Annotated in this window: 20 protein-coding genes; 3 read left to right on the top strand and 17 right to left on the bottom strand. The window is 42.1% G+C overall.

Annotation, left to right across the window (positions count from 1 at the left end):
- Nucleotides 1–157: 157 nt before the first annotated feature.
- The 6 genes from BLR93_RS15795 to BLR93_RS15770 all read right to left on the bottom strand — a co-directional run bounded on the left by BLR93_RS15795 (nt 158) and on the right by BLR93_RS15770 (nt 5,785).
- Nucleotides 158–1,534, bottom strand: coding sequence for a dipeptidase (locus BLR93_RS15795; RefSeq protein ID WP_093216652.1), 1,377 nt, complete (start codon nt 1,532–1,534; stop codon nt 158–160).
- Between the two features lie 97 nt (nt 1,535–1,631).
- Entirely contained in the window at nt 1,632–2,765 is a 1,134-nt protein-coding gene (locus tag BLR93_RS15790; protein ID WP_093216649.1) for a bifunctional cystathionine gamma-lyase/homocysteine desulfhydrase, read from the bottom strand.
- Nucleotides 2,765–3,688: a cysteine synthase A gene (gene cysK / locus BLR93_RS15785; RefSeq protein WP_093216647.1), complete on the bottom strand. Its 924-nt coding sequence runs from the start codon at nt 3,686–3,688 to the stop codon at nt 2,765–2,767. The genes BLR93_RS15790 and cysK overlap by 1 nt, the downstream gene beginning before the upstream one ends.
- Before the next feature lie 12 nt (nt 3,689–3,700).
- Complete coding sequence (locus BLR93_RS15780) at nt 3,701–4,168, bottom strand: S-ribosylhomocysteine lyase (protein WP_093216644.1); 468 nt, start codon at nt 4,166–4,168, stop codon at nt 3,701–3,703.
- Nucleotides 4,169–4,205: 37 nt separating this feature from the next.
- Complete coding sequence (locus tag BLR93_RS15775; protein WP_093216723.1) at nt 4,206–4,847, bottom strand: class I SAM-dependent DNA methyltransferase; 642 nt, start codon at nt 4,845–4,847, stop codon at nt 4,206–4,208.
- Between the two features lie 215 nt (nt 4,848–5,062).
- A complete protein-coding gene (locus tag BLR93_RS15770) occupies nt 5,063–5,785 on the bottom strand; it encodes a YhcN/YlaJ family sporulation lipoprotein (RefSeq protein WP_093216642.1) in 723 nt (240 codons plus the stop codon).
- 206 nt (nt 5,786–5,991) lie between these two features.
- On the opposite strand from BLR93_RS15770, the gene BLR93_RS15765 reads away from it, so the two are divergent.
- The gene (locus tag BLR93_RS15765) at nt 5,992–6,222 is read left to right on the top strand and encodes a YhdB family protein (protein ID WP_093216640.1); all 231 of its coding nucleotides are present in this window, start codon (nt 5,992–5,994) and stop codon (nt 6,220–6,222) included.
- A gap of 188 nt (nt 6,223–6,410) precedes the next feature.
- Here the strand turns inward: BLR93_RS15765 and BLR93_RS15760 are convergent, their stop codons facing one another.
- The 10 genes from BLR93_RS15760 to BLR93_RS15715 all read right to left on the bottom strand — a co-directional run bounded on the left by BLR93_RS15760 (nt 6,411) and on the right by BLR93_RS15715 (nt 18,462).
- Nucleotides 6,411–7,142 (bottom strand): SDR family oxidoreductase, encoded by a 732-nt coding sequence (locus tag BLR93_RS15760; RefSeq protein WP_093216637.1) that lies wholly within the window; start codon nt 7,140–7,142, stop codon nt 6,411–6,413.
- Nucleotides 7,143–7,149: 7 nt separating this feature from the next.
- Nucleotides 7,150–8,718 (bottom strand): bifunctional GNAT family N-acetyltransferase/carbon-nitrogen hydrolase family protein, encoded by a 1,569-nt coding sequence (locus BLR93_RS15755; protein WP_093216634.1) that lies wholly within the window; start codon nt 8,716–8,718, stop codon nt 7,150–7,152.
- 89 nt (nt 8,719–8,807) lie between these two features.
- Nucleotides 8,808–9,740 (bottom strand): Gfo/Idh/MocA family protein, encoded by a 933-nt coding sequence (locus tag BLR93_RS15750; RefSeq protein ID WP_093216631.1) that lies wholly within the window; start codon nt 9,738–9,740, stop codon nt 8,808–8,810.
- A 162-nt stretch (nt 9,741–9,902) separates the two neighbouring features.
- Nucleotides 9,903–11,069, bottom strand: a complete 1,167-nt coding sequence (locus tag BLR93_RS15745; protein ID WP_093216629.1) for an anti-sigma-I factor RsgI family protein — start codon at nt 11,067–11,069, stop codon at nt 9,903–9,905.
- Entirely contained in the window at nt 11,069–11,800 is a 732-nt protein-coding gene (gene sigI / locus BLR93_RS15740; RefSeq protein ID WP_425440954.1) for an RNA polymerase sigma-I factor, read from the bottom strand. The genes BLR93_RS15745 and sigI overlap by 1 nt, the downstream gene beginning before the upstream one ends.
- Nucleotides 11,801–12,089: 289 nt before the next feature.
- On the bottom strand, nt 12,090–12,836 hold the full coding sequence (locus tag BLR93_RS15735; protein WP_342720704.1) for a PRC-barrel domain-containing protein: 747 nt from the start codon (nt 12,834–12,836) through the stop codon (nt 12,090–12,092).
- Between the two features lie 144 nt (nt 12,837–12,980).
- Nucleotides 12,981–13,805, bottom strand: a complete 825-nt coding sequence (locus BLR93_RS15730) for a S1C family serine protease (protein WP_093216623.1) — start codon at nt 13,803–13,805, stop codon at nt 12,981–12,983.
- 23 nt (nt 13,806–13,828) lie between these two features.
- The gene (locus BLR93_RS15725) at nt 13,829–15,862 is read right to left on the bottom strand and encodes an ABC transporter ATP-binding protein (protein WP_093216620.1); all 2,034 of its coding nucleotides are present in this window, start codon (nt 15,860–15,862) and stop codon (nt 13,829–13,831) included.
- Complete coding sequence (locus tag BLR93_RS15720) at nt 15,862–17,610, bottom strand: ABC transporter ATP-binding protein (protein WP_093216718.1); 1,749 nt, start codon at nt 17,608–17,610, stop codon at nt 15,862–15,864. Before BLR93_RS15720 ends, BLR93_RS15725 begins: the two co-directional genes overlap by 1 nt.
- A gap of 639 nt (nt 17,611–18,249) precedes the next feature.
- Nucleotides 18,250–18,462: a hypothetical protein gene (locus BLR93_RS15715; protein ID WP_093216617.1), complete on the bottom strand. Its 213-nt coding sequence runs from the start codon at nt 18,460–18,462 to the stop codon at nt 18,250–18,252.
- 329 nt (nt 18,463–18,791) lie between these two features.
- Between BLR93_RS15715 and BLR93_RS15710 the strand changes: the two genes are divergently transcribed.
- Nucleotides 18,792–19,343: a beta-class carbonic anhydrase gene (locus BLR93_RS15710; protein ID WP_093216614.1), complete on the top strand. Its 552-nt coding sequence runs from the start codon at nt 18,792–18,794 to the stop codon at nt 19,341–19,343.
- Nucleotides 19,344–19,896: 553 nt separating this feature from the next.
- Here the strand turns inward: BLR93_RS15710 and BLR93_RS18150 are convergent.
- Complete coding sequence (locus BLR93_RS18150; RefSeq protein WP_175559393.1) at nt 19,897–20,073, bottom strand: hypothetical protein; 177 nt, start codon at nt 20,071–20,073, stop codon at nt 19,897–19,899.
- Between the two features lie 65 nt (nt 20,074–20,138).
- Here BLR93_RS18150 and BLR93_RS15705 point away from each other — a divergent pair, with 65 nt between their 5' ends.
- Nucleotides 20,139–21,647 carry a spore germination protein gene (locus tag BLR93_RS15705; protein WP_093216612.1) on the top strand — a complete coding sequence of 503 codons (1,509 nt, stop codon included), beginning with the start codon at nt 20,139–20,141 and terminating at the stop codon, nt 21,645–21,647.
- Nucleotides 21,648–21,657 lie beyond the last annotated feature (10 nt).

Raw genomic sequence — 21,657 nt, 5'->3', positions numbered from 1 at the left:
AGTGCTTATCGAAAAATGCTATTAAGAAAAAACTTACTGTTAATCGCCATATATATTCCATTTCGTCATCAATCGAATGCCTGAAGATTCCCTTAAAATCCTATGCTGTTCTCGTTCGGTTTTTGCAAGTGGATTTATATTAGGTCCAACCTTCTCCCTATAGTGATGTGTCTTTCACCTTGCTCCAGTAATAAACAAGTGTTTCCATTCCTTTATCAAAGCTCTCTAGCGGGAAGCTTTCATTAGGGGAATGCAGCCTGTCTTCAGGAGTGCCAAAACCGAGCAGAACCACCGGCATGCGGAAAATAGAATCAATTGATTCTACTACCGGAATCGAGCCGCCAAGTCTGGCATATACTGGCTCTTTTCCAAACGCCTGCTGTAGTGATTGGCCGGCAATCTTTATCAATGGATGATCAGGGTTAACTTTATATGCTTTGGCAGAAAGTGGTTCAGGCTTAATGTCCAAGGTTACCCCGCTTGGCAAATGTTTTTGCAAGTGATCGATGACCAGCTGCTGAATACGAGCTGGGTCCATCCCCGGGACTAATCGGCACGTAAGTTTAGCTGTTGCAGAAGAAGGGATAATCGTTTTAGTGCCCTCGCCCTGATAACCACCGAACAACCCGTTAATTTCCATGGTCGGACGTGCCATCATGTGCTCTTTAGCTGTAAAGCCTTTCTCCGAAACCGTTTCCTCCACCCCGGTAGTCTGCTGATAATTCTCGCCAGGTACCTCAGCAATCAACTTCCGTTCTTCCTCACCAAGCGCTTTCACTCCTTCATAAAATCCATCCACCTGAACAACCTCCTGCTCGTCCTTCAGGGATGCAAGCAAATGTGCCATTGCCATCGCAGGGTTACGGACGACGCCTCCGTAAATTCCTGAGTGTAAGTCACTGGAAGGTCCGTGGACAGTGAATTCAAGGCCAGTAAAACCTTTTAATCCGTATAATACTGTCGGCTGTCCGGTATCAACCATTCCTGAATCGGAAATAATAGCAAAATCAGCAGAGAATTGCTCCTTTTTATCTTCTAAGACCTGGTAAAGGTTTTCACTACCGATTTCTTCTTCCCCTTCAATGCAAACCTTAATATTAACTGGTATTGCACCTTCAGTTTTCATAAAAGCTTCAAATACAGCGAGATGCATGAATACCTGCCCTTTATCATCACTTGCTCCGCGAGCATACAATCTGCCGTCCCTAACCTCCGGTTTAAATGGTTCACTGTCCCATAAATCTAATGGATCTGCCGGCTGCACATCATAATGGCCATACAACAAAGCGGTCGGTGCACCATCTCCTGCACCCATCCACTCCCCATACACAAGCGGATGGCCTTTCGTTTCCTGAACTTCCACCCGGTTAAAGCCAATATCTGTTAAATGATCCGCCACAAACCTTGCAGCCACAGCAACGTCTGGCTTATGTACACTCTCCGTACTAATGCTTGGAATTGATAAAAATTCATTGAGCTTCTCTAATAAACGTTCACGGTTGTCCTGTAGATAATTCAAAACTTGTTCTGACAATTCGTCCACATCCTTTACTAGTCACTGCTATCATTTTACCACAATTTTTTCTATATAATAAAAGCAGGGCCCGCATCCGCAGCCCTGCTTTTCCTGCTTATTCCATTGCTTGCTTAAGATCTTCAATTAAGTCGTCGCCATCTTCAATACCGACAGAAATGCGAATTAGTCCGTCTGTTATACCAAGCTCTAAACGACGTTCTCTAGGAATAGAGGCATGCGTCATTTTCGCTGGGAGGGAGATTAAACTTTCAACAGCACCTAAGCTTTCCGCTAAGGTAAAGTATTTCACCTTAGAAAGTACCTCATCCGCTTTTTCGGAGCTCCCGACATCAAACGAGATCATCGCTCCAAAGCCATCGGCTTGATCCTTGGCAATATCATGGCCTTTATGATCAGCTAGGCCTGGATAATAGATGGTACTAACCTGCGGATGGCTTTGCAAAAATTCTACAAGTTGTTGAGAATTTTTTTCGGCCGCCTCCATACGCAGACCCAGCGTTTTTATGCCGCGCATAAGCAGCCAGGAATCCTGCGGCCCAAGAACTCCTCCCACAGAGTTTTGGATATAGTGAAGATCTTCGGCCAATTTTTCCGAATTAACTACTACTAATCCGGCCACAACGTCACTATGCCCTCCAATATACTTGGTAGCACTGTGAAGCACGATGTCAGCTCCCAAGTCAATCGGCTGCTGCCAGTACGGTGTGGCAAATGTGTTATCAACAATTAATAATAAATCATTTTCCTTAGCGATTTCTGCCATCTTTTTTAAATCAGTAATTTTTAAAAGAGGGTTTGTCGGAGTTTCAATATAAAGCGCTTTTGTATTCGGCTGGATAGCTGCTTTCACTTTGTCCGGATCGCTCGTATCAATAAAGGAATGGTCAAGGTTGAAGCGGTTTAAGACACCTGTCATCAAGCGATAAGTCCCACCATAAACATCGTCTGTCATGACAATATGGTCACCACTGTCCATCAGCATCATAATCGAAGTGATTGCTGCCATACCAGAGCCAAAGGCGAAACCTGACTTGCCATTCTCCAATTGGGTTATTGTGGTTTCCAACGCATGGCGTGTAGGGTTTCCTGTCCGGGAATACTCATATCCTGTATGCTTTCCAGCTGCCTCTTGCGCATATGTGCTTACTTGATATATGGGTACAGATACGGCGCCTGTCTTTTCATCACCGGTAATCCCTGCGTGTATCATTTTAGTTTTAGATTTCATCATACTCCTCCTTGATAAATACGTTTACTTAAATACCTTTCACTGCTGTCAGGAAAAATAGTAACAATATTAGTACCAGGTTTTGCCTGTTGGGCCTCTTTCAATGCTGCATAACAAGCTGCTCCGGAAGAACTCCCTACAAGCAGTCCTTCCTTACGTGCTAATTCTTTCACATAATCGAAAGCTGTCTCATCGGTAACGGTATGAATGGCATCAAAGTAGGAACGGTCCATATAATCAGGCAAAAACTCCATGCCAATCCCCTCCGTTTTATGAGGACCAGGTTCCCCCCCTGCAATGACAGACCCTTCCGGCTCGACGATTGCTGTTTTCACATTGGGGTTCTGTTCTTTCAAGTATCGGGCAGTCCCCATAAACGTTCCGCCAGTACCAGCTCCAGCTGCAAATACATCCACTTCCCCGTTGAGATCCTGCCAAATTTCCGGGCCTAATGTTTTATAGTAAGTAGCAGGATTTGCACGATTGCCGAACTGTTGCGGAGAGTAACTATTCGGTGTTTCCTTGACAAGCTGTTCTGCTTTTGCAATCGCCCCTCTCATCCCTTCTGCTGTCGGTGTATGGACGATTTTTGCGCCTAACGCTTTCATTAATTCCTGTTTCTCGATACTGAACTGTTCAGGTACACAAAAAGTGACTGACACATTTTTATCTAGTGCCGCCAAGGCTAAACCGATACCAGTGTTTCCAGCAGTCGGTTCGATTATCGTTCCGCCTTCACTCACTTTTCCACTGCGGAGTGCCTCATTGATAAGTTCCTGACCTAATCGGTCCTTTATGCTGCCGCCAGGATTATAAAATTCCAATTTCGCAAAAAAACGAACCCCCTCGGGAAGGGGGAACTTAGTAAGCTCAACAAGCGGTGTATTGCCGATCAGTTCCTGGGTATTTCGATATAAAGTCATATCTGCGCCCCTTTACTCTGCAAAGACCTGCTGCCATTCATCTTTACCTTCCAGCATATCGGCAGCAATTTTTTTAGCTCCTTCTAAGCTGTGGTTAGCAGCCCAACCACATTGAACCTCATTACAAGCTGGTACCTCTGTAGCATGAAGTACATCCTGCAAGGTCTTTTCCAATGCTTCTAAGACTTCTTCGTAGCTGTCATTATTAATTATGGCTAAATAGAACCCTGTCTGGCAGCCCATAGGACCGATGTCCAGCACATTTTCCATATGATTGCGGATATTTTCTGCCATTAAATGTTCGATTGAGTGTAGACCAGCCATATCCATATGCTCTTTATTCGGCTGGCAGAAGCGGATGTCATATTTGTACACTTTGTCACCGCTTTGCCCAGTAGTCACCCCTACAAGACGGACATAAGGCGCTTTTACCTTAGTATGATCAAGATTGAAACTTTCTACATTCATTTTTTCTGCCATTATTTCTCCACTCCTTTGAGAAAAGTTACATCTTTATTTATGCTTGTTTGTCAGCTACCATGAGCCAAACGAATTCGTTCATTTGTTTAAAAGTAACATAAAATCCGTTGTCTTCAAACAGATCCTTGAGGACATCCACCATCGGATAGTATTCAGTCGTTAAATCATATAATAGATCTTGATAACCGTTGTCTTTGGCAAGCTGATGGATTTTATCTTTTTCCTCTTGGCTTTTGTAAGCTGTATCCGCAAAGACTACTTTCCCGCCTTTCGGGAGCAGCTTGCTGAAGCCTTTGATTGCCCGCCCCTTCTCTTCATCTGTTAAATGATGAAAAGCGTACGTGCTGACGATGGTAGAAATCGGTACATCCAAATCTGGATAAGAAAGAAAATCGCCATCAAATACGGTCAGGTCAGGAAATTTTTCGGCAGTTGCCTCGCGCATTGCTTGTGAAGGTTCAACGCCGATAACGGTATGGCCGGCATCCATCAGTTTTTTTGAAAGATTGCCTGTGCCGACGCCAAACTCCAAAACATTTCCTTCTGCATGGTTTGTTACTTCATTCAATATTGTATCATATTTATCAAATACAGCACGATACTGAGGATCATGCCCCGTTACACTTTCATCATAAGAACCAGCCCACTTATCAAACAGATCAACAAATTCACGGCCCATTTTTATTTCAACTCCCATTTATTTTTAATTCCTATTAATACACTATGTTTTATTGGGATTAATGGTAATAATATAACATAATAAATGGGTATTATCAATTTACAATCATTCTCGTTTATGTAGTTTTCACATAGTAGGAAGTCTTTCCCGCCAGGAGTATCGCCATAAAGAAAAAGCCGCCCATTGAGAATGGACGGCTTTGTTATACATAAGGGTTATCTGTTTTGCGGAAAAATACGTTCTGTCATTTCGCCGAATTGCTCGAAAAATCCTTCGATAGGTTCGCCATTGTTGACATCATCTACATAATCATTTGTTAAATTGACGAAATCAGGGTTTGTCGAAACGTAGACGTTCTCAATGTTATCGTCCGCTTGCTTTACAACTTTGGAAACTTGTTCTTTTACTTCGTCGCTGACTTCATTATTGCCGTTCTGATTATTATTCATGTTGGTTCCGGTGTCGCCGCCGTTTCCATTGTTACCGTTGTTCCCGAAATTTGCATTGTTTCCGTCATCGCCGTTATTGTTGCCGCCCGTGTTGTTATTGTTTCCCTTGTTAAGCTCGGCTGCAACATAAGCATTTCCACCTGCAGTCAGCACATATGCACGATCAATATCATCTACCTGCTCAGAAATCCTGTCAGCAAGTTTTTCATTCACTTCGTATTGATCATTGTTCTGCCCATTTTGGCCGACATTATTGTTTTGATTTCCCTGGTTATTGACATTACCATTGTTCGCCATGTTACGGTTGTCTCCCTGGTTGTTGCGCGTACCTGTTTGATTACCGTTCAACGGGTAATCTGTCGTGTCATTAAAGCGGGTTTGTTGTACTCCATCATCTGTACCTTGCCCTGTCTGGTTTCCGCCATCATTTTGACATCCCATAAGCATAGCTGTACCTAATAAAGTAACGCCTAAAGCTCTCCATTTCATTGGTGTATTTTCCTCCTTATATTAGGTTTAATGCTAGTATGGTTTAACTGGTTTTGTTTATGCGCAACTATTAACCGCCAATCCATGGAAAAATTGAAGTTCTTCTTGAGACGTAAACATTTACCTGTATCTCCAAAAACGTTCGCAAATTGTTTCTTTAAATCAGGCAACAATAAAATTAACCCTTTTAGAAAAGAGGGATAAAAATGGTTATACCTGATTACGATAAAGCTCTTTACTATACGCTTTGGGGACAATGGGACGACTTACTTGTCCTCATGGTCCGGACAAACGATGATATTTTAGCCAAAAAAATCGAGGCTTTTCTTCACGCCTTTCACTACACCCCTAATGAACAAACAGTAATAAATTCACACGAAAGCCTGCTTCACTATATCGACCATGCCATGGCCCACACTCCAGCGATAGAAGTGTGAGCGAAGAAAGGCGTTTCAGTAAAAGCGGAGGGCCGGTAAACAAGACCCTCCGCTTTTTGTTGCCGGTTTCCCTGGCTTTTTCAGTGTTGATCCTCTTTTCGTGTTAGTCGCTCTACTTTCAACCAAAGTTGATCGAGTAGCTTTAATAAATAGAAGGGGACACCATCTATGGTGTCCCCTTCCGGCTATTATGTTCGTGGGTATTTTTGGCTTAATGGATGTAGATATAGCTCGTCAATAAGCATGTGTTTGGGCGCACCCGCCATATAAATAACGGCATCTGCGATATCTTCTACTTTGAGCCAGTCTTTCTTTTCGCCGCCCTGTTCATTACCTTGAATGGCTCCGAAATTCGTATTGACTAACCCTGGGTTGATCGTGCCTACACGAATTCCATCACCCTTTAATTCTTGGCCAATCGAAGCGATGAAGCCTTGTACTGCATATTGAGTCGACGTATACAGCGATCCCATTTCTGCAATCGCATATCTGGCAACATCCGAGGAGATCGTAATAATCGTTCCGGATTGCTGCTGCTTCATGATAGGCACAACAGCTTTAGTACATAGAAAAACTCCCTGCACATTTACTTCAAATGTCTTTCTCCATTCTTCCACCGTAATGTCTTTTATTTTCTTAGAGATAACGACGCCAGCATTGTTGATAAGGATATCAAGGGAGCCGAAAGCATTTTTGGTTGCTTCGATTACATGGTCCACTTCGTTTTCTTTGGTCACATCTGCACGGAAAGAAAAAATATCGGAATGCCCTTCCGCTTCTATTTCCCGCTTGGTTCTATGGACTTCTTCAGAGCTTCCCATTATCGATAACTTGACCCCTTGTTTAGCAAGCTGGCGGGCAATCTCTTTGCCAATGCCGCGGGACGCTCCAGTCACAATAGCTACTTGGTCCTTCAGCATTCATTCATCATCCCTTCTGTTGAGGCTTTACCTCTGTCCTGATATTTTTATATTTTATTTCAAACAAGTCCCTTCTTCGATCCCTTAACTGCCGGACTGTACCTGATTTACGTTGTCTTCTTAAGATTTCTAAATCGACGTCACCGACAACTACCGTCTCAATATTCGGGTGGCATTCGCCGATGATTCCATCTCGGGCAAATTCAAAATCAGACGGAGTGAATATACCCGATTGAGCGTATTGAATATCCATATTCTCTACTTGGGTAAGGTTGCCAACAGTTCCTGCTATCACCGTGTACACCTGGTTTTCTACGGCGCGAGCCTGGGCACAATATCGGACCCGCAAATACCCCTGGCGGTCGTCCGTACAAAATGGAACGAAGATAATGTTCGCTCCTTGATCGACCGCATATCGGGTGAGTTCGGGAAATTGGATATCATAACAAATTTGTATGGCTATTTTCCCGCAATCGGTATCAAACACCTTCACAGCATCGCCCGGCTGAATTCCCCACCATTTTCTTTCATTAGGAGTAACATGAATTTTATACTGCTTTTCAATCGTTCCGTCGCGGCGGAAAAGATAAGCGATATTATAAATATGGTCGTCCTCTTCGACAAAGTGAGATCCCCCGACAATATTGACATTGTATTTCATCGCTAAATGGGAGAACAATTCAATATAATCCTCCGTAAATTCAGACAGTTTGCGTACTGCTTTAGATGGTACCTTTTCTTCTAGAAAGGACATCAGCTGCGTGGTGAATATTTCCGGAAAAACGGCAAAATCGGAGCCGAAATCATAAGCAACATCGACATAATATTCCACCTGGCGGGCAAATTCTTCAAACGACTCAATATTTTTCATCATGTACTGAATGACGGTAATTCTTACCGGATAGGCCGTCTTAAAATGGCGCTTGGATTTTGCCCGGTAATCGATATTGTTCCATTCCATTAAGGTGGCATACTTAGCTGACTGTACGTCATCGGGCAGGTACCCTGGGTTTATCCGCATGACGGTAAATCCATTCATAATCTGGAAAGTCAAAACTGGATCATAAATATTTTTTGTGCTGACTTCTTCTACGTATTCTCTTGGTGTCAGTTCATGCTGGTATTTATGGTAATTAGGAATCCTGCCGCCGATGATAATGCTCTTCAAGTTTAGTTCTCTCGCCAATTCCTTTCGAGCTTCATACAGCCGCTTCCCGATTTTCATTCCTCTATATTCAGGATCGACCATCACTTCAATCCCATATAAATTGTAACCTTCCGGATCATGGTTGGTAATATACCCTTCATCTGTAATGTCATCCCACGTATGTTTATCATCATATTCATCAAAATTGACGATAAGGCTGGAACAGCTGCCAATAATGTCGCCGTCCAATTCAATACAAAATTGCCCTTCTGGAAAATGGTCTAAATGACTAAGTAAATGCTCCCGTTTCCACGGGTCCATATTCGGAAAACAACGCTTTTGCATTTGCAAAATTTGATCAATATCTTCTTTTTCTATATTCCTGACAATCAGTTTTTTCTCAAATTGCTTTAAGTCCAATTTGGACATATAATCGAGCTCCTTTTACGCTTTACTATGAATCATCTCGAAAGAACCCAGAGCTTCAATCTCCAAGCAGCAGTCCTTTCCTGCTGAAATCATTTATTTTTAGATGCCTGTACAATCATTTCATGGAGCAGCTGCTGCGACTTCAAAGCTTCCCAGCCATTCGTTGCAGGGACTGTATCTTTTTCGATGGAATCGAAAAAGTGATGGATAGCACCTTCAAATCCTTTAGCTGTCAATATCGTTTCCCAAGAAGGCGGTATCAAGGTGCTGACTTTATTGTCCTTCTCCACCTGCAGGGTGTTTAGGTTTATTACCCTGATTATCGATTTTTCATTCACGAATTCCAGCTTTTCCAGGTTAGAACCCGCACGCCTGTGCATGGCAGTTGTGAAAACCCGATCTTTTTCCACATAAGAATGCTTAGCAAATACAAGCTGGCCATCATCATTGATTTTCGAGAAGTATTCTGTCACTGACAAGTCATCAAAGCCTGCCAGCCACCTGACAGTATCAACCAAATGCAAATAATCATCAAGCATCGTATACGAGAAATCCTGCGGTCCGATGCTGTCGGCTCTATGTTTTTCCATGTGCAGCCAAGCAAAATTTTTCGATAGCTCTTTTGCCTGTCGATACATAGGAGAAAACCTTCGATTAAAACCAACCATCAATTTTCGCCCTCGTTTATCACTGACCTCTGCTAATCGCTCCGCTTCATCCAAGCTAGCAGCCAATGGCTTATCCACATAGACATCTTTTCCTTCAGATAGCAAATAAGAAACAATCTCAAAATGTTTTTCTGTGGAAGCATGAACAAACACTGCATCACATTGGGAAGTTAATGATTTTAAGCTCGAAAAGCTTTCAATCCGATATTGTCTGCAAATTTTTTCCCGTTTGTTACGATTAGGTGTAAAGGCACCCATCAGCTCCCAATTTGTTTCTTTCGTCAGTAATGGCAGATAAGCTTTTTGTGCAATATTACCCAGACCGACGATTCCCACTCGTGGTTTGTTCCCCATAATAGGCAGCTCCCTTTTGTTGTTAAATGATTTGATGTTTACATCTTTAATTGTACTTGATTGGGAAGTACCGACCAAATATAAGCAATTATCATTTCATTGCAACGACAAAAAGCCCTTATCCGCATGTGGTAAGAGCTTTAACAATCAGAGCGAGCCGATTTAATGTTTATTATGGTTTTTTCCTTTATCTCTTTTATGTTTGTTTGAGCCATCGTTTTGCTTCTGTTTATTCTGTTTGTGTTTGTTCTTATTCTTTTGCTTTTCCTGTTTTTGCTTGCTCTTTAACTGTTTATTCTCCTGCTGTTCTCCCTTACTATTTTTGTCTTTATGTTTTTTCAGTTTCGCTGATTTCTGTTTTGATGGCTCTGAGTTTTTTTCTTCCTTCTTGGATAATTTGGAATGCTGCCCGGCTTTCTTTTCAGCTGCCATCATTTTCTGGTGTTGATCTCGGTTTGCTTTCTGGGCGGAATCAACCCGGGGTTGATTACTGTTGCCATTATCCTTTCCATTGCTCTTCTGTTTCACAGCATTAGGTTTTGTATCATCTGTTTCTCCAGCGCTTTCCTCTATCTCATGATCACTTTGCTTATTATAAAATGATTGTATGATATCTCTTTCCTGATCATCCATTTTGGAATCAGCCGGCGGAGAGCTTTGATCATTTTCAACCTCTTCTGCAAACATTTGGTTCATAGACTTGTCCTGGATATTAGCGGCTTTGCGAATTTCTTCCGGTACTTCAAATGTGGCAACGTCCAGCCCTTCATCTGGATGGTCACGGAAGTATTCATCGAGAACCTTGGTAATGTGCTTATCCTTTAACGGTCCTTCCAGATAACTGACACCAATAATGACAACATTTTCCCCTTCAATTAATTGATCTTTGCGTCCCTGGTCAATAACTTGGGCGGTAACTTCCTCCACTGTTTTATTCTTCCATTGGTCGCCTAATTCGGCAAGAATCATTTCCGCATCCTCATTTAAAGGCTGAATATCCTTTACCTTCAGTGCCTCATTAACTTCCATTTCCATACTTGGATTAATGTCGACATTGACATAGGCATAAGCCGTATCCCCATTATACCAAGCATATAGGGGGAAGGTAATCAACAATAGCATGACTGTCATTGCGGCAATTTTCGTTCGATTATTCACTGATTTACCAGTAAACAAAAAGTTATGGATACGGCTCGATTCCTTCGGCTCATAAACAACCTCAGCCCCGATTTCACCATGGCTGATTGGCTGAGCTTTGCGGAATACCCCGTCTCTATCCATTACAATCATGTAATGGCGGTGCCGTTCCATGATAACTCCTCTTTTCACTAACCCAACCCCTTTAAGTAATCTTTTAAATAAATATAATCTCCATTAAGGATGATAAATATCGCCAATATATACTTACGGTTTCTCTCCAGCGTTTTTTTGCTGACATCCACACGGTTGATCAGATGTTTAATTGGTATTTTTTTCTTTTGCAAGACATAACTCCTTAAATTATCGCAAGAGAAAAGCACTTTGGCAACATGGATTGCTGACTCTCTGGCATCCCGATGCTTTGGAGATACATTGGTAAGTTCCTCAAAAGATAACTTATATTCTTTTAGCTTCGCTTGCAAATCCTTTATTTCCTCACGGCGGTACCAGCTGTCTAACTCATTCGAGTATACAAATTTAGCAGCAGTAATTTCGGTCGGATTTTCCATTTGGGCATCTTCCAAAGGCTCATCAAAGGAAGCCGGAGCAGACTTATTCTTTTCCTGTCTAATATAATCAATTACCCGCCGCTTCACTACCAGGCGTGCAAAAGATAAAAAAGAACTTCCTTTATCAGCAGAATAGGACAACATCGCTTCATTAAAAGCAAGCAGACCTATACTGAATTCGTCATCCGTCTGGGGATCTATATACCTCTTACATACATCAGAAACGCTTTTGGCAATAAAAGGTTGATAAGCTTGTAATAAGCTATTTTGTATTTCCTCATCTCCGTTCTGTACCATCGTAACTTGTTGTTCTAAACTAGGTCTTTCCTTTATAGCAGAGCGATGACCGATCAACCTTCATCACCTCCAGCCTTTATAGATTTCGATAATAGCAGGGTTTTTATGGGTGTTTTTTGTTTTAATTTAAGTTTATTTACTGTTTTTATCTGCATGTTAATCTCCATTATCTTTAATATGATTAATGATACAGAAACTGTGCTTCAGAAGCTATCACAGGAAGATTACAATTTGTTTAAAAAGTTGTCATGATGTTACAAAATAATGGATATCCTCGCTGATTTTAGTTGAAATTCACCTCTTAACAGTAAAAAAGGAACAGCAATGTGCTGTTCCTTTTTGCTTAATAATTCCAATAGCTTGCTTTTCCGTATGCTGTGTGGAGCTCTTGTTCGTACTGCCTGGAGATATCGCCTTTCTCTTGGATACCTGGGCCAGTTCTGACTACCTCTAATGTTACATCGAGATAAATATTATTATCCACCCAATCTACTGATTGAGTCCAATCAGGTGACAGCAACACGTATTTCCATCTATAATCCTGACCGGTTTCCACGACCAAGTAGCGTAATTTCCAATTATTATCATCAATGACTACATCATCTATTTTACCTATTTTCCCATCCGAGGCATGCACAGTGAAGGATTCTTTTAACTCATCAATCTCCCGGAGATTATGGGTAATCTCATCCGCCAAATCTGCGCTCTCATCTTCCGGCCTGTCTGGAAGCTTTTCATCGACGGTTCCAACTAAAGGTACATCTTGCCTTCCCCAAAGCAAACCTCCAGTCCAATAAGGTGTCCAGCCATAATATCTAGTCAACGCCACTTCATAACTTGGCGTCATCGAACTGGCCTCCTCCAAAGAAGGACTGTTTCTCACTGTTTCTTTATCATTTGATACGTGAACCGTTTGGTTATCCGGGTCAATTTTAGTAAAAGAGCTCGGGGATAAGAGTACGCGTCTGCCTGGAAGCCACTTTCTTGTGTCAACGCCAAGATAGCGGATTGCCCACTGCGTATCATCAAAGTACAGTTCCTTCACCTTTCCCAGCTCCCCATCACTGGCCTGAAGCTGGTAGCTCTCAATCGAAGAAGCATAGTGTAAAATAGTAATCCCTCCTGGCTTTTATAAAAATATACCCTTCCTGTCCACACATGAAACGCAACCAGCAAGAAGCAGAACGGATCAGATTTCGCTCAATTCAGCATAAGACGCGCGCATATCAACAAGTTATGTTTCATGGTTGCTTTGCTTTTCGTGAAAATAATCGATTGGAACTGCTAAACCAACCTTTCCGTGTCCCTCATGGTCCAGGGTGGCAAACACCACTCCAATCACAGCTCCTTCGCTATTAATTACTGGGCTTCCACTATTTCCCCGATAAACAGGGGCTTCCAGCATCATCACCTGCTGGTCCCAGCTGTCTAACTCGGTATAACCAATTATTTCGCCTTCGTTAGCAATCCCCTGAAAACGTAAGGGGTTGCCGATGAAATGGATATGCTCCCTTGCGGTGAAGTCACTGTCATTCGCTAAGTCTAAGTACGGCAAACCCTCCGCCTTCACTTGTAATACAGCCAAATCGATATCAGGGTAGCTTGCTATTACTTCAGCATCAAACAATCCATCTTCAGGATAAGCAGCCAATATCCTACGTTCGTCTTCTATCACATGATGATTTGTCAAAATTTTCCCGTCGGCAGATATAGAAAAACCTGTGCCCCGGCTATCCCCCGCCTCAATTACTACCACCGACTGTTTATATGCGCTGACTTGATCGTCCTGTGATAATTTTGCCGAAGTAATTAGGAAATTTACTGCCGGGACTGATACCGTATTAGGCAATAATGCAATTACATTAATCATCATCGCTACTGCAATTAGCCAAAACGCCCATTTGGGAAAAGGGCGCTTTGGTTTCGCTTCTTTGTCTGCTTGTGCCTTGATTGCTTTTCGTTTTTCTTCGTCTAAAATCTCCAGCAATTCTTCCTCGGGAATATCTTCATATAAATCCTCATCGATAATATCGTGTTTTTCCTCATCTGATTTATTCATCCATTCACCTCATGCAAACGAGATTAGGAGACAACCTGTTCTTTTAATTTTCCTTGCTGCATTTGATACATTTGGTAGTAAAGACCTTTTTGCTCTAACAGCCTCTGATGGTTGCCTTCTTCTTTTATTGTACCATGGTCTAAGACGTATATCTTATCTGCCTGCTGAATGGTCGACAGTCTGTGCGCGATAATTAAAGTTGTGCGTCCCTTTTTCAACACATCAAGTGCTTGCTGGATTAGATTTTCCGTTTCTGTATCGATATTTGCTGTCGCTTCGTCGAGGATTAAAATAGACGGATCAAAGGCTAGCGCCCTGGCAAATGAAATAAGCTGGCGTTCCCCCATCGAAAACGTACCGCCTCCCTCTTTGACAGTCTCGTCGTATTTTGCAGGTAATCGATCAATAAACCGATCAGCTCCGACAGCTTTTAATGCATCTATCGCCATTTCCCGGGAAATATTCGGGTCATTCATCGTTACATTCGACAAAACGGTTCCAGTGAACAAAAACGGGTCTTGTAAAACAATTCCCATATGGCTTCTGATTTGCTGTCTGGAAAAGCGGCCAGTATCCTTGCCATCAATCGTAATCCTGCCTCGTTGAGGATCATAGAAACGAAACAATAGATTCATGATCGAACTTTTACCTGACCCTGTATGACCGACAAATGCTGCTGTCTCTCCCGGCCGCACGTCCAGGTTTATGTCTTTCAAGACATAGTCTTCTTTGCCATAGGAAAACCAGACAGAATCAAATTGTACATGCCCCTGATATTTTTCTATCGGCTGTGTATCTACAGCTTCCCCCTGTTCATCCATTAACTCGAATACTCGTGATGCAGCCACTCTAGCCTGCTCCAATAATGGCAGTTGGTTTACGATATCGTTAACTGGATGGAATAAACGGGTTAAATAATCAACAAACGCATATAAGATTCCAGCGGTTACTACACTTTCCAGTCCTAATGAAGAGGAACCAAAATACCAGATAAAAGCTACAAAAGCCAGATTACGCAGAACATTGACAAGGTTATGAGAAGTTAGGGCGCTCAGCTTTACCAGCTTTCTTTGGTAGTCAAAGTGGCGTTCGTTCATTCTTTCGAACTCCGAACTCACCTGGCTCTCCTTTTGGTATGCTTGAATGATTGGCATACCATTAACCGACTCATTAATGTTCCCATTAATTTCACTGACAGTCGAACGAACTACCCTGTTGTACTTGGTGCCAAAGTGCTTATAAACCTTCATCCATAAAAAGATGACCGGCAATAAAATCAAACATAGCGCAGCCAGCCTGAAATCCAATAAAAATAACGCTGTATAAATTCCAGCCATATAAATGATACTCGTCACGAATACAGACAGAACCCGCTCATATAAGTCCCTAATCGCTTCGGTATCATTGGTAACACGGGCTACTATTTTCCCTGCAGGCTGATCTATATAATAATTGATAGGCACTTCTTGGGTATGGCTGAAGATATCATTACGCATTCTCTCAACCACTTTATTGGAAGCCTTTTGCAAAAGATATGTCTTTCCAAATTGAAAAATTGCCGCAATTAATAGTAATGCTACATATAAAACTAACAACCAAATAATCGGTGCCTGCTCAGGCTTGAAAAAATGGTAAAGCTCTGCAACAGTTAACTTTTCTGCTTCTGCTTGTTCCTTACCGGCAGGAGTTTCTACTGTGACAATCCCATTGTCGACACTTCTTTCGCCCGATTGACTCACTTCTGATTTTGTAAGGTAATAAGACCTTCCCACTTGCAGCAGGCTGGCTTTTCCCAAGGATTGCTCATTCTTTGCCAGCCTGTCTTCTCTTTTATATAATTCTCCATTAAAAGCAACGGTATATTTATCGTCTTGGACATCCACTTGATGCCATGTTGTTTCAATTCCTGTGATGTGTTCATCTATCACTCGTTTAGCTATAAATGGTCCAGCTAGCTCGAGGGCGACTGCTATGACCAAACAAACGAGACCAATTAAAATTGTTTTTTTAAATTTGACTGCATAATTCAACAATCTTTTTTCCGTTGAACCTTTCATTAGGAGATCACCTCCTGTTCTTCAAGCTGCTGCGCACGGTATTGCGCAGCATACCAACCATCTATCTTTAGTAATTGTTCGTGTGTACCCTTTTCCAGAATCCTGCCTTTATCCATAACCAGGATGAGATCAGCATGCTCGACAGCCGATAACCGGTGGGCAGCAATAAAAGTTGTCTTGGTTTGCCGCGCTTTTCTTAAGTGGCTGATTATATTTGCTTCTGTGTTTCCATCAACCGCTGACAAAGCATCATCGAGAATGAGAATCTCCGGCTCTTTGATAAAAGCCCTGGCAAGTGCTACCCGCTGCTTTTGACCGCCAGAAAGAGTCACACCGCTCTCTCCAACTTTCGTATCCAATCCATTTGGCAGGCTTTTGATATCTTCGAGAAAATGAGCCATGTCCATGACCTTAAAGATTTCCTCGTCCGTTGCCCCCTGCTTGCCAAATTGTATATTTTCCCTGATTGTTTTAGAAAATAGAATTTGTTCCTGGGGTACATAACCAATCCAATTACGAGTTGTGTCTAAATCAAGCTTGTTAATCGACACTCCCGAGATTTTCAAATCTCCATGCAGACCAGGATACTCGCGCAGCAATTGTTTGAACAAGGTTGTTTTCCCTGCCCCTGTTTTTCCTACAACACCGACCGTTTGGCCGCCAGCCACACGAAAGCTGATATCACGGAGACTAGCTTGCTGGCTACCCGGATAAGAAAAGTCGACTTTGTCAAAAACGACTTCTCCTGGAAGCTTTATAGACATCGGATTGACCGGACTTTTGACGTCAGCCTGATAGTCGAGCGTTTGATTGACCCTGTCCAGGGATGCATTACCCCGCTGCATAACATTGATTAATTCCCCTACCGCGAACATTGGCCAAATCAGCATACCCAAATACACATTGAAAGACACTAACTCACCAATCGTCAACTGGTTTTGAAAAACTAGCATAGCGCCATATCCTAGACCAATTGTATAAGACAATCCGACAAGTATCTTCATCGTAGGCTCAAATAGAGCATCTACTTTAGCGACTTCCAGGTTTTTCTGATAAACATCAGCTGTCATGGCATTGAATCGCGCCTCATCTTGTCTCTCCTGGACAAAGGCCCTGATCACCCTGACTCCGCGTATAGATTCCAGTACTTCGTTATTCATATCACCAAAGGCGTCTTGGGCTTTGGTAAACCGGCTGTGAATAACGTTTCCATACTTTTGCATAACTACAGCCATAATTGGCAGCGGAATTAACGCTGTTAACGTCAACTTCCAACTGATGGTCAATCCCATTACCGCAATAATCATGAACATGAAAATACTTGAATCAACCAACGTTAAGACACCAAATCCGGTAGTCATCGATATCGCCTTTAAATCATTGGTACTCCTTGCCATCAAATCTCCCGTCCGGAATTTACTATAAAAAGTGGGCGTCATTTTCAGAAAATGATTCATCAGCCTGGAGCGCATCAGCTTTTCCATAATAGCTGCGCCGCCAAACAAGTTATAGTCCCATAGAAAGGATATAGTATAACTTAAGATAATTAATATTCCATATATAAGGATGACTTCTGTCATTCTTTCCCATGTGAAGGTTTGAAATTGGATTTCATCTATAGCCATCCCTACCAATTTCGGCGGGATAAGGTCAATCAGACTAGCTACAATTAAAGCAATAATTGCCAAGCTGTACCTTTTCCAATAACGTTTAAAAAACCAATCTAACTTTTTAAATACACTAAACATTTTTGTCACCTGCTTCTTTTTCTTTGCTAAGTTTGCTAACCGCTCTCTTTCCAATCCTGTAACAAAATATCCGCTTTCTGTTGATGCATTCTCATTCATACTCCTCCTCATCCGATATGATATTTATAATAAAACCCCGCTCGCTCTCATCAGCGATAAACAAGAGTCTATTCTTTATCAAGGCTTTTGATGCAAACAATGGAACTTTTTTACATAAAAAAATACACCCATCCGCAGACGAGTGCATTTCGATTAGAAATAAAAAAGCCACGGATTTTATCATCGTGACCTGTAATTAGAAATATTCATATGTACACATACACCAAGCATAATCAGCAATGGGTGATCGGCATACGAGTTTCCTTGGAGGCCACAGAAGGTATGAAATTAACTAAAATTACGTTTACTTTTTTCATTGGTCCGTGACCTCCTTTCGTATTAATGCTCCATAATTATATAATTGTGAACATTATGTGTCAACCTGTTATTTTATTTTTCTGAAAAGTAATAAGAAATTGGGGGTTCCGAAGACCGTTGATTCCTCTAGTTTTATCAGAGTTATGCCTTGGGGATAGCGAGTAAATGGAGTTCTTTTGCCAGCGGAGGGCTGCCTTTAAAAAGACAGCCTTATTGTGCAAATCACTTCACACTGATTCCTAACTTCACCATATTGGAAACCTTATCTAAAGGAACTTCTGTTTCTTTTGATATTTTCTCTGGAGTCACATGCGGATTCTTGAGGATGTACGTTTTAACCTTTTCACTGTCAGCTAAACAAACTGGACATGTCATAAATGGAGATGGCGGCATTGGCTCTTGGCATAATCGGCAATTCCTCGTCATTTCTTCCATCATCTCACCCTTTCATAGAATCCTTAATTAATATATCTATTCGGATTAAAATATTAGTTTACAGGGGTTAGTGACGTAAACTTATTCCATTTTCCATGGAAAATTACGTTAATAGACACAGCAGAAGGTTGAAACAAGGTGAAATTTGCGAGTATGGGCACGTGGGTAAACTTTTTTTGAATATTTTAATATTACGGTTAATATACCACATAAATGTTTATTATCAAAGTTATTAGAACATGGTTTCTTCTAGCATGCAGCTTCATTTGAAAATAATCACATCATCCGTTATTTTGTTAATACCGCTATAAGAAGAAAGGAAGGAAGAGATGTTATTAGAGGAGATGCTTCAACATAATGTTCAATTCATGGAGAAAGGAACTCATACTTCCGGACGGGGGAAGGACTTTCCGAACAAAAACGCTGTTATATTGACGTGTATGGAAATACAGCTGGACGAATTACTACCAAAAGCACTTGGCCTAAACAGCGGCGATGTCCAATTCATCAGGAACGCTGGTGCGATTCTAACTGAACCTGATGATAGTGTGATGCGAAGCCTGCTGATCGCTGTATACGAGCTAAGAGCAGATGAAATCTTTGTGATTGGCCATCATGATTGCTGGCTGAATGGGTTCAGGCCAGAAGGAATTCTCGAAAGAATGAAAGTACAAGGGATCACCGAAGAAGAAATGAGCAAATTCAGCGACAAGAGCAATTTAGCCGACTGGCTGCGGGGATTCGACCAAGCCAAAGAAGGTATTAAGACAAGCGTGCAAAACATAGAGAATCATCCCCTAATGCCTGAGGACACACCAGTCCATGGATTGCTGATCAATACCGACTCTGGCAAGCTCGATATTGTTGTCAACGGCTACTAAGCCAATCATTCATATATTTAATTAGCACGGCAGGATGGGACAAAAGGATAGTGGCCAAAGTAAAAATCGAACGATGATTCGAATAACATTCGAACTCGTTCGATTTTTCTTTTCTAATGATTAAGAAGAAAACCTGCGGACACCGTTACAACTTTATTTTTCCTTCTAACAAGGTTGGGTGCTTAAACTTGCTCAGGCAGAAGACTTCGTTCCTGTGAGCACAGCTTCCGCCTCCTTGAACATAAAGGAGCCATTTTCTGCGTGCGATAAGTCGCTGCCGAAGCGTTCCCTCAGACTCGTCCTGATCCTAGAGTCTATATGCTGCCTGCACTGATAGAGCTATTTTTGCTACCTTGCATAACACGACCGCGATCTCAAGTAAGTATTTGGGTTTTATTGGTTGAAAACCGTACGTAGACTTTCAACGGAGGAAATACACGGAGACTCCTGCGGGAGGAAAGGCCTCGTTGAGACCCCGTAGAGCGCAAGCTCGAGGAGGCTCACCAGCCGCCCGCGGAAAGCGTAGTGTATTTCCGTAGCGTAGTACAAATGATTATCCGATACTATTGGAAACACTTACTGTTAATCGCCATACATCTTCCTTTTCGTCCTCAATGAATGGTAGAAGAAGGCCTGTTAAACCCTCGATGCTGTTATCGCTCGTTTTTTTGCAAGTAGCTTTATCTTTGGAGAAAAACCACCAGTCAGCTATCCGTAACTTTTCCAGCAATCAGCTAATAATCCTGGTCATTTTTCGGCATACTATGGCTAATTGTTTTGCTGGAGGAACCTATTATGAAAAGAAGTAAGGAAAGGAAAAGCAAGGCTAAGGAAATGTTCCCTTTATCCATAGCCGATCTAAAAAAGCAATTATCGGACGCCATGCATGATAATCCGGACTTTCAGCTTCAGGAATTTCAAGTCGGCGCTTCCAAAATACTAGTTTTTTATATAACGGTAATGATCAATAAAAATCAATTGAACAGCAGTATTTTATCTCCTTTATTGTCAAAGAAAAACGATTGGACTTTGGCAGAAATCCGCAACAAGCTGCCGTTAGGCAATGCTGCCCTACAAACCGATTTAAAAGCGATAATGGATGACCTTATTAGTGGTGCAGTGGGGATTTATGTGGAAAACGAAGAGGGCCTGCTCACCTATCTGATTCCCCAGCAGGAACATAGAAAAGTACAGAAATCAGATAAAGAATCTACAGTCCTTGGCCCTCAGGATGCGTTCACAGAATCCCTTGATACTAATTTGAACCAGGTACGCTGGCGCTTGAATTCCAATGACTTGGTTTCAGAAAAAATAATTGTTGGTGAGAGAGTAAAAACAGAAATCCGGCTTATGTACCTTAAATCCCTTGCCAATGAAACGGACGTACAAACAATGCGTCAGCGGCTGCAAAACCTTGTAATGGACGAAATCGAAGATGCCACCCCTCTTACGTATTTTATTGAGGATTCGTCCATGTCGATTTTTCCTCAATTTTATCAAACCGAGCTGCCCAGCCGCTTTACTTATTCGATTACCAAAGGGAAGGTCGGAGTACTTGTCGACAAGAGCCCTACCGGAATTATTGCGCCAACTACCTTGTTCAGTTTTTTTGAGTCTACCGAAGATGTGTTCATGCGCTGGAATGTCGGCTCGTTTATCCGGATCCTGCGCTTTGTTGCCTTGATTATATCAGCATTGTTGACCCCAGCTTATGTTGCAGCAGTTACCTTTCATTATGAAATCATTCCGACTCCGCTGTTAACCTCTTTGGGATCATCCCGGGCTGCCGTTCCTTTTCCACCTGTCATTGAAGCAATGTTTTTGGAATTGTTAATTGAATTACTTAGGGAAGCCGGAGCGAGACTGCCGACAAAGGTAGGCCAGACTATTGGGATTGTCGGCGGTATTGTCATTGGTCAGGCAGCAGTAGCCGCAGGGTTAACGAGCAACATTCTGATTATTGTGGTGGCAATCAGTGCATTGGCATCATTTACTGCTCCTAGTTATCTTATAGGGTCGACAATTCGAGTTATCCGTTTTCCGATGATTTTGCTAAGCGGATTCCTTGGTTTGATAGGCGTAATGGCAGGTATCTGCTTCCTTGTCATCCATTTACTGAAAGTGACATCGCTGGGCAGGCCATATTTATTACCGGCATACCCATTTAATTATAAGGACTTCGACAATACCTTTTACCGGCTGCCAAACTTTATTAGTAACCTGCGCAGCGTATCCTTTCGCCCGAAGGATATGATCCGTTACAAGCAAAAACGCACAAAAAAGATGAAGGATATTGATGAATAGGGGGATTTCT

It is taken from the genome of Sediminibacillus albus (assembly GCF_900101125.1).
Lineage (GTDB): Bacteria > Bacillota > Bacilli > Bacillales > Amphibacillaceae > Sediminibacillus > Sediminibacillus albus.
This window is presented reverse-complemented; position numbering and strand designations above follow the sequence as displayed.

Bases quoted from the DNA above. Each gene is read 5' to 3' on its own strand.
- BLR93_RS15725 (WP_093216620.1), bottom strand. From the start codon at position 15,862: ATGAAAGGTTCAACGGAAAAAAGATTGTTGAATTATGCAGTCAAATTT.
- BLR93_RS15775 (WP_093216723.1), bottom strand. From the start codon at position 4,847: ATGGGCCGTGAATTTGTTGATCTGTTTGATAAGTGGGCTGGTTCTTAT.
- BLR93_RS15770 (WP_093216642.1), bottom strand. From the start codon at position 5,785: ATGAAATGGAGAGCTTTAGGCGTTACTTTATTAGGTACAGCTATGCTT.
- BLR93_RS15765 (WP_093216640.1), top strand. From the start codon at position 5,992: ATGGTTATACCTGATTACGATAAAGCTCTTTACTATACGCTTTGGGGA.
- BLR93_RS15730 (WP_093216623.1), bottom strand. From the start codon at position 13,805: ATGAATAAATCAGATGAGGAAAAACACGATATTATCGATGAGGATTTA.
- BLR93_RS15755 (WP_093216634.1), bottom strand. From the start codon at position 8,718: ATGTCCAAATTGGACTTAAAGCAATTTGAGAAAAAACTGATTGTCAGG.
- BLR93_RS15720 (WP_093216718.1), bottom strand. From the start codon at position 17,610: ATGTTTAGTGTATTTAAAAAGTTAGATTGGTTTTTTAAACGTTATTGG.
- BLR93_RS15780 (WP_093216644.1), bottom strand. From the start codon at position 4,168: ATGGCAGAAAAAATGAATGTAGAAAGTTTCAATCTTGATCATACTAAG.
- BLR93_RS15760 (WP_093216637.1), bottom strand. From the start codon at position 7,142: ATGCTGAAGGACCAAGTAGCTATTGTGACTGGAGCGTCCCGCGGCATT.
- BLR93_RS15790 (WP_093216649.1), bottom strand. From the start codon at position 2,765: ATGAAATCTAAAACTAAAATGATACACGCAGGGATTACCGGTGATGAA.
- BLR93_RS15715 (WP_093216617.1), bottom strand. From the start codon at position 18,462: ATGGAAGAAATGACGAGGAATTGCCGATTATGCCAAGAGCCAATGCCG.
- BLR93_RS15750 (WP_093216631.1), bottom strand. From the start codon at position 9,740: ATGGGGAACAAACCACGAGTGGGAATCGTCGGTCTGGGTAATATTGCA.
- BLR93_RS15710 (WP_093216614.1), top strand. From the start codon at position 18,792: ATGTTATTAGAGGAGATGCTTCAACATAATGTTCAATTCATGGAGAAA.
- BLR93_RS15705 (WP_093216612.1), top strand. From the start codon at position 20,139: ATGAAAAGAAGTAAGGAAAGGAAAAGCAAGGCTAAGGAAATGTTCCCT.
- cysK (WP_093216647.1), bottom strand. From the start codon at position 3,688: ATGACTTTATATCGAAATACCCAGGAACTGATCGGCAATACACCGCTT.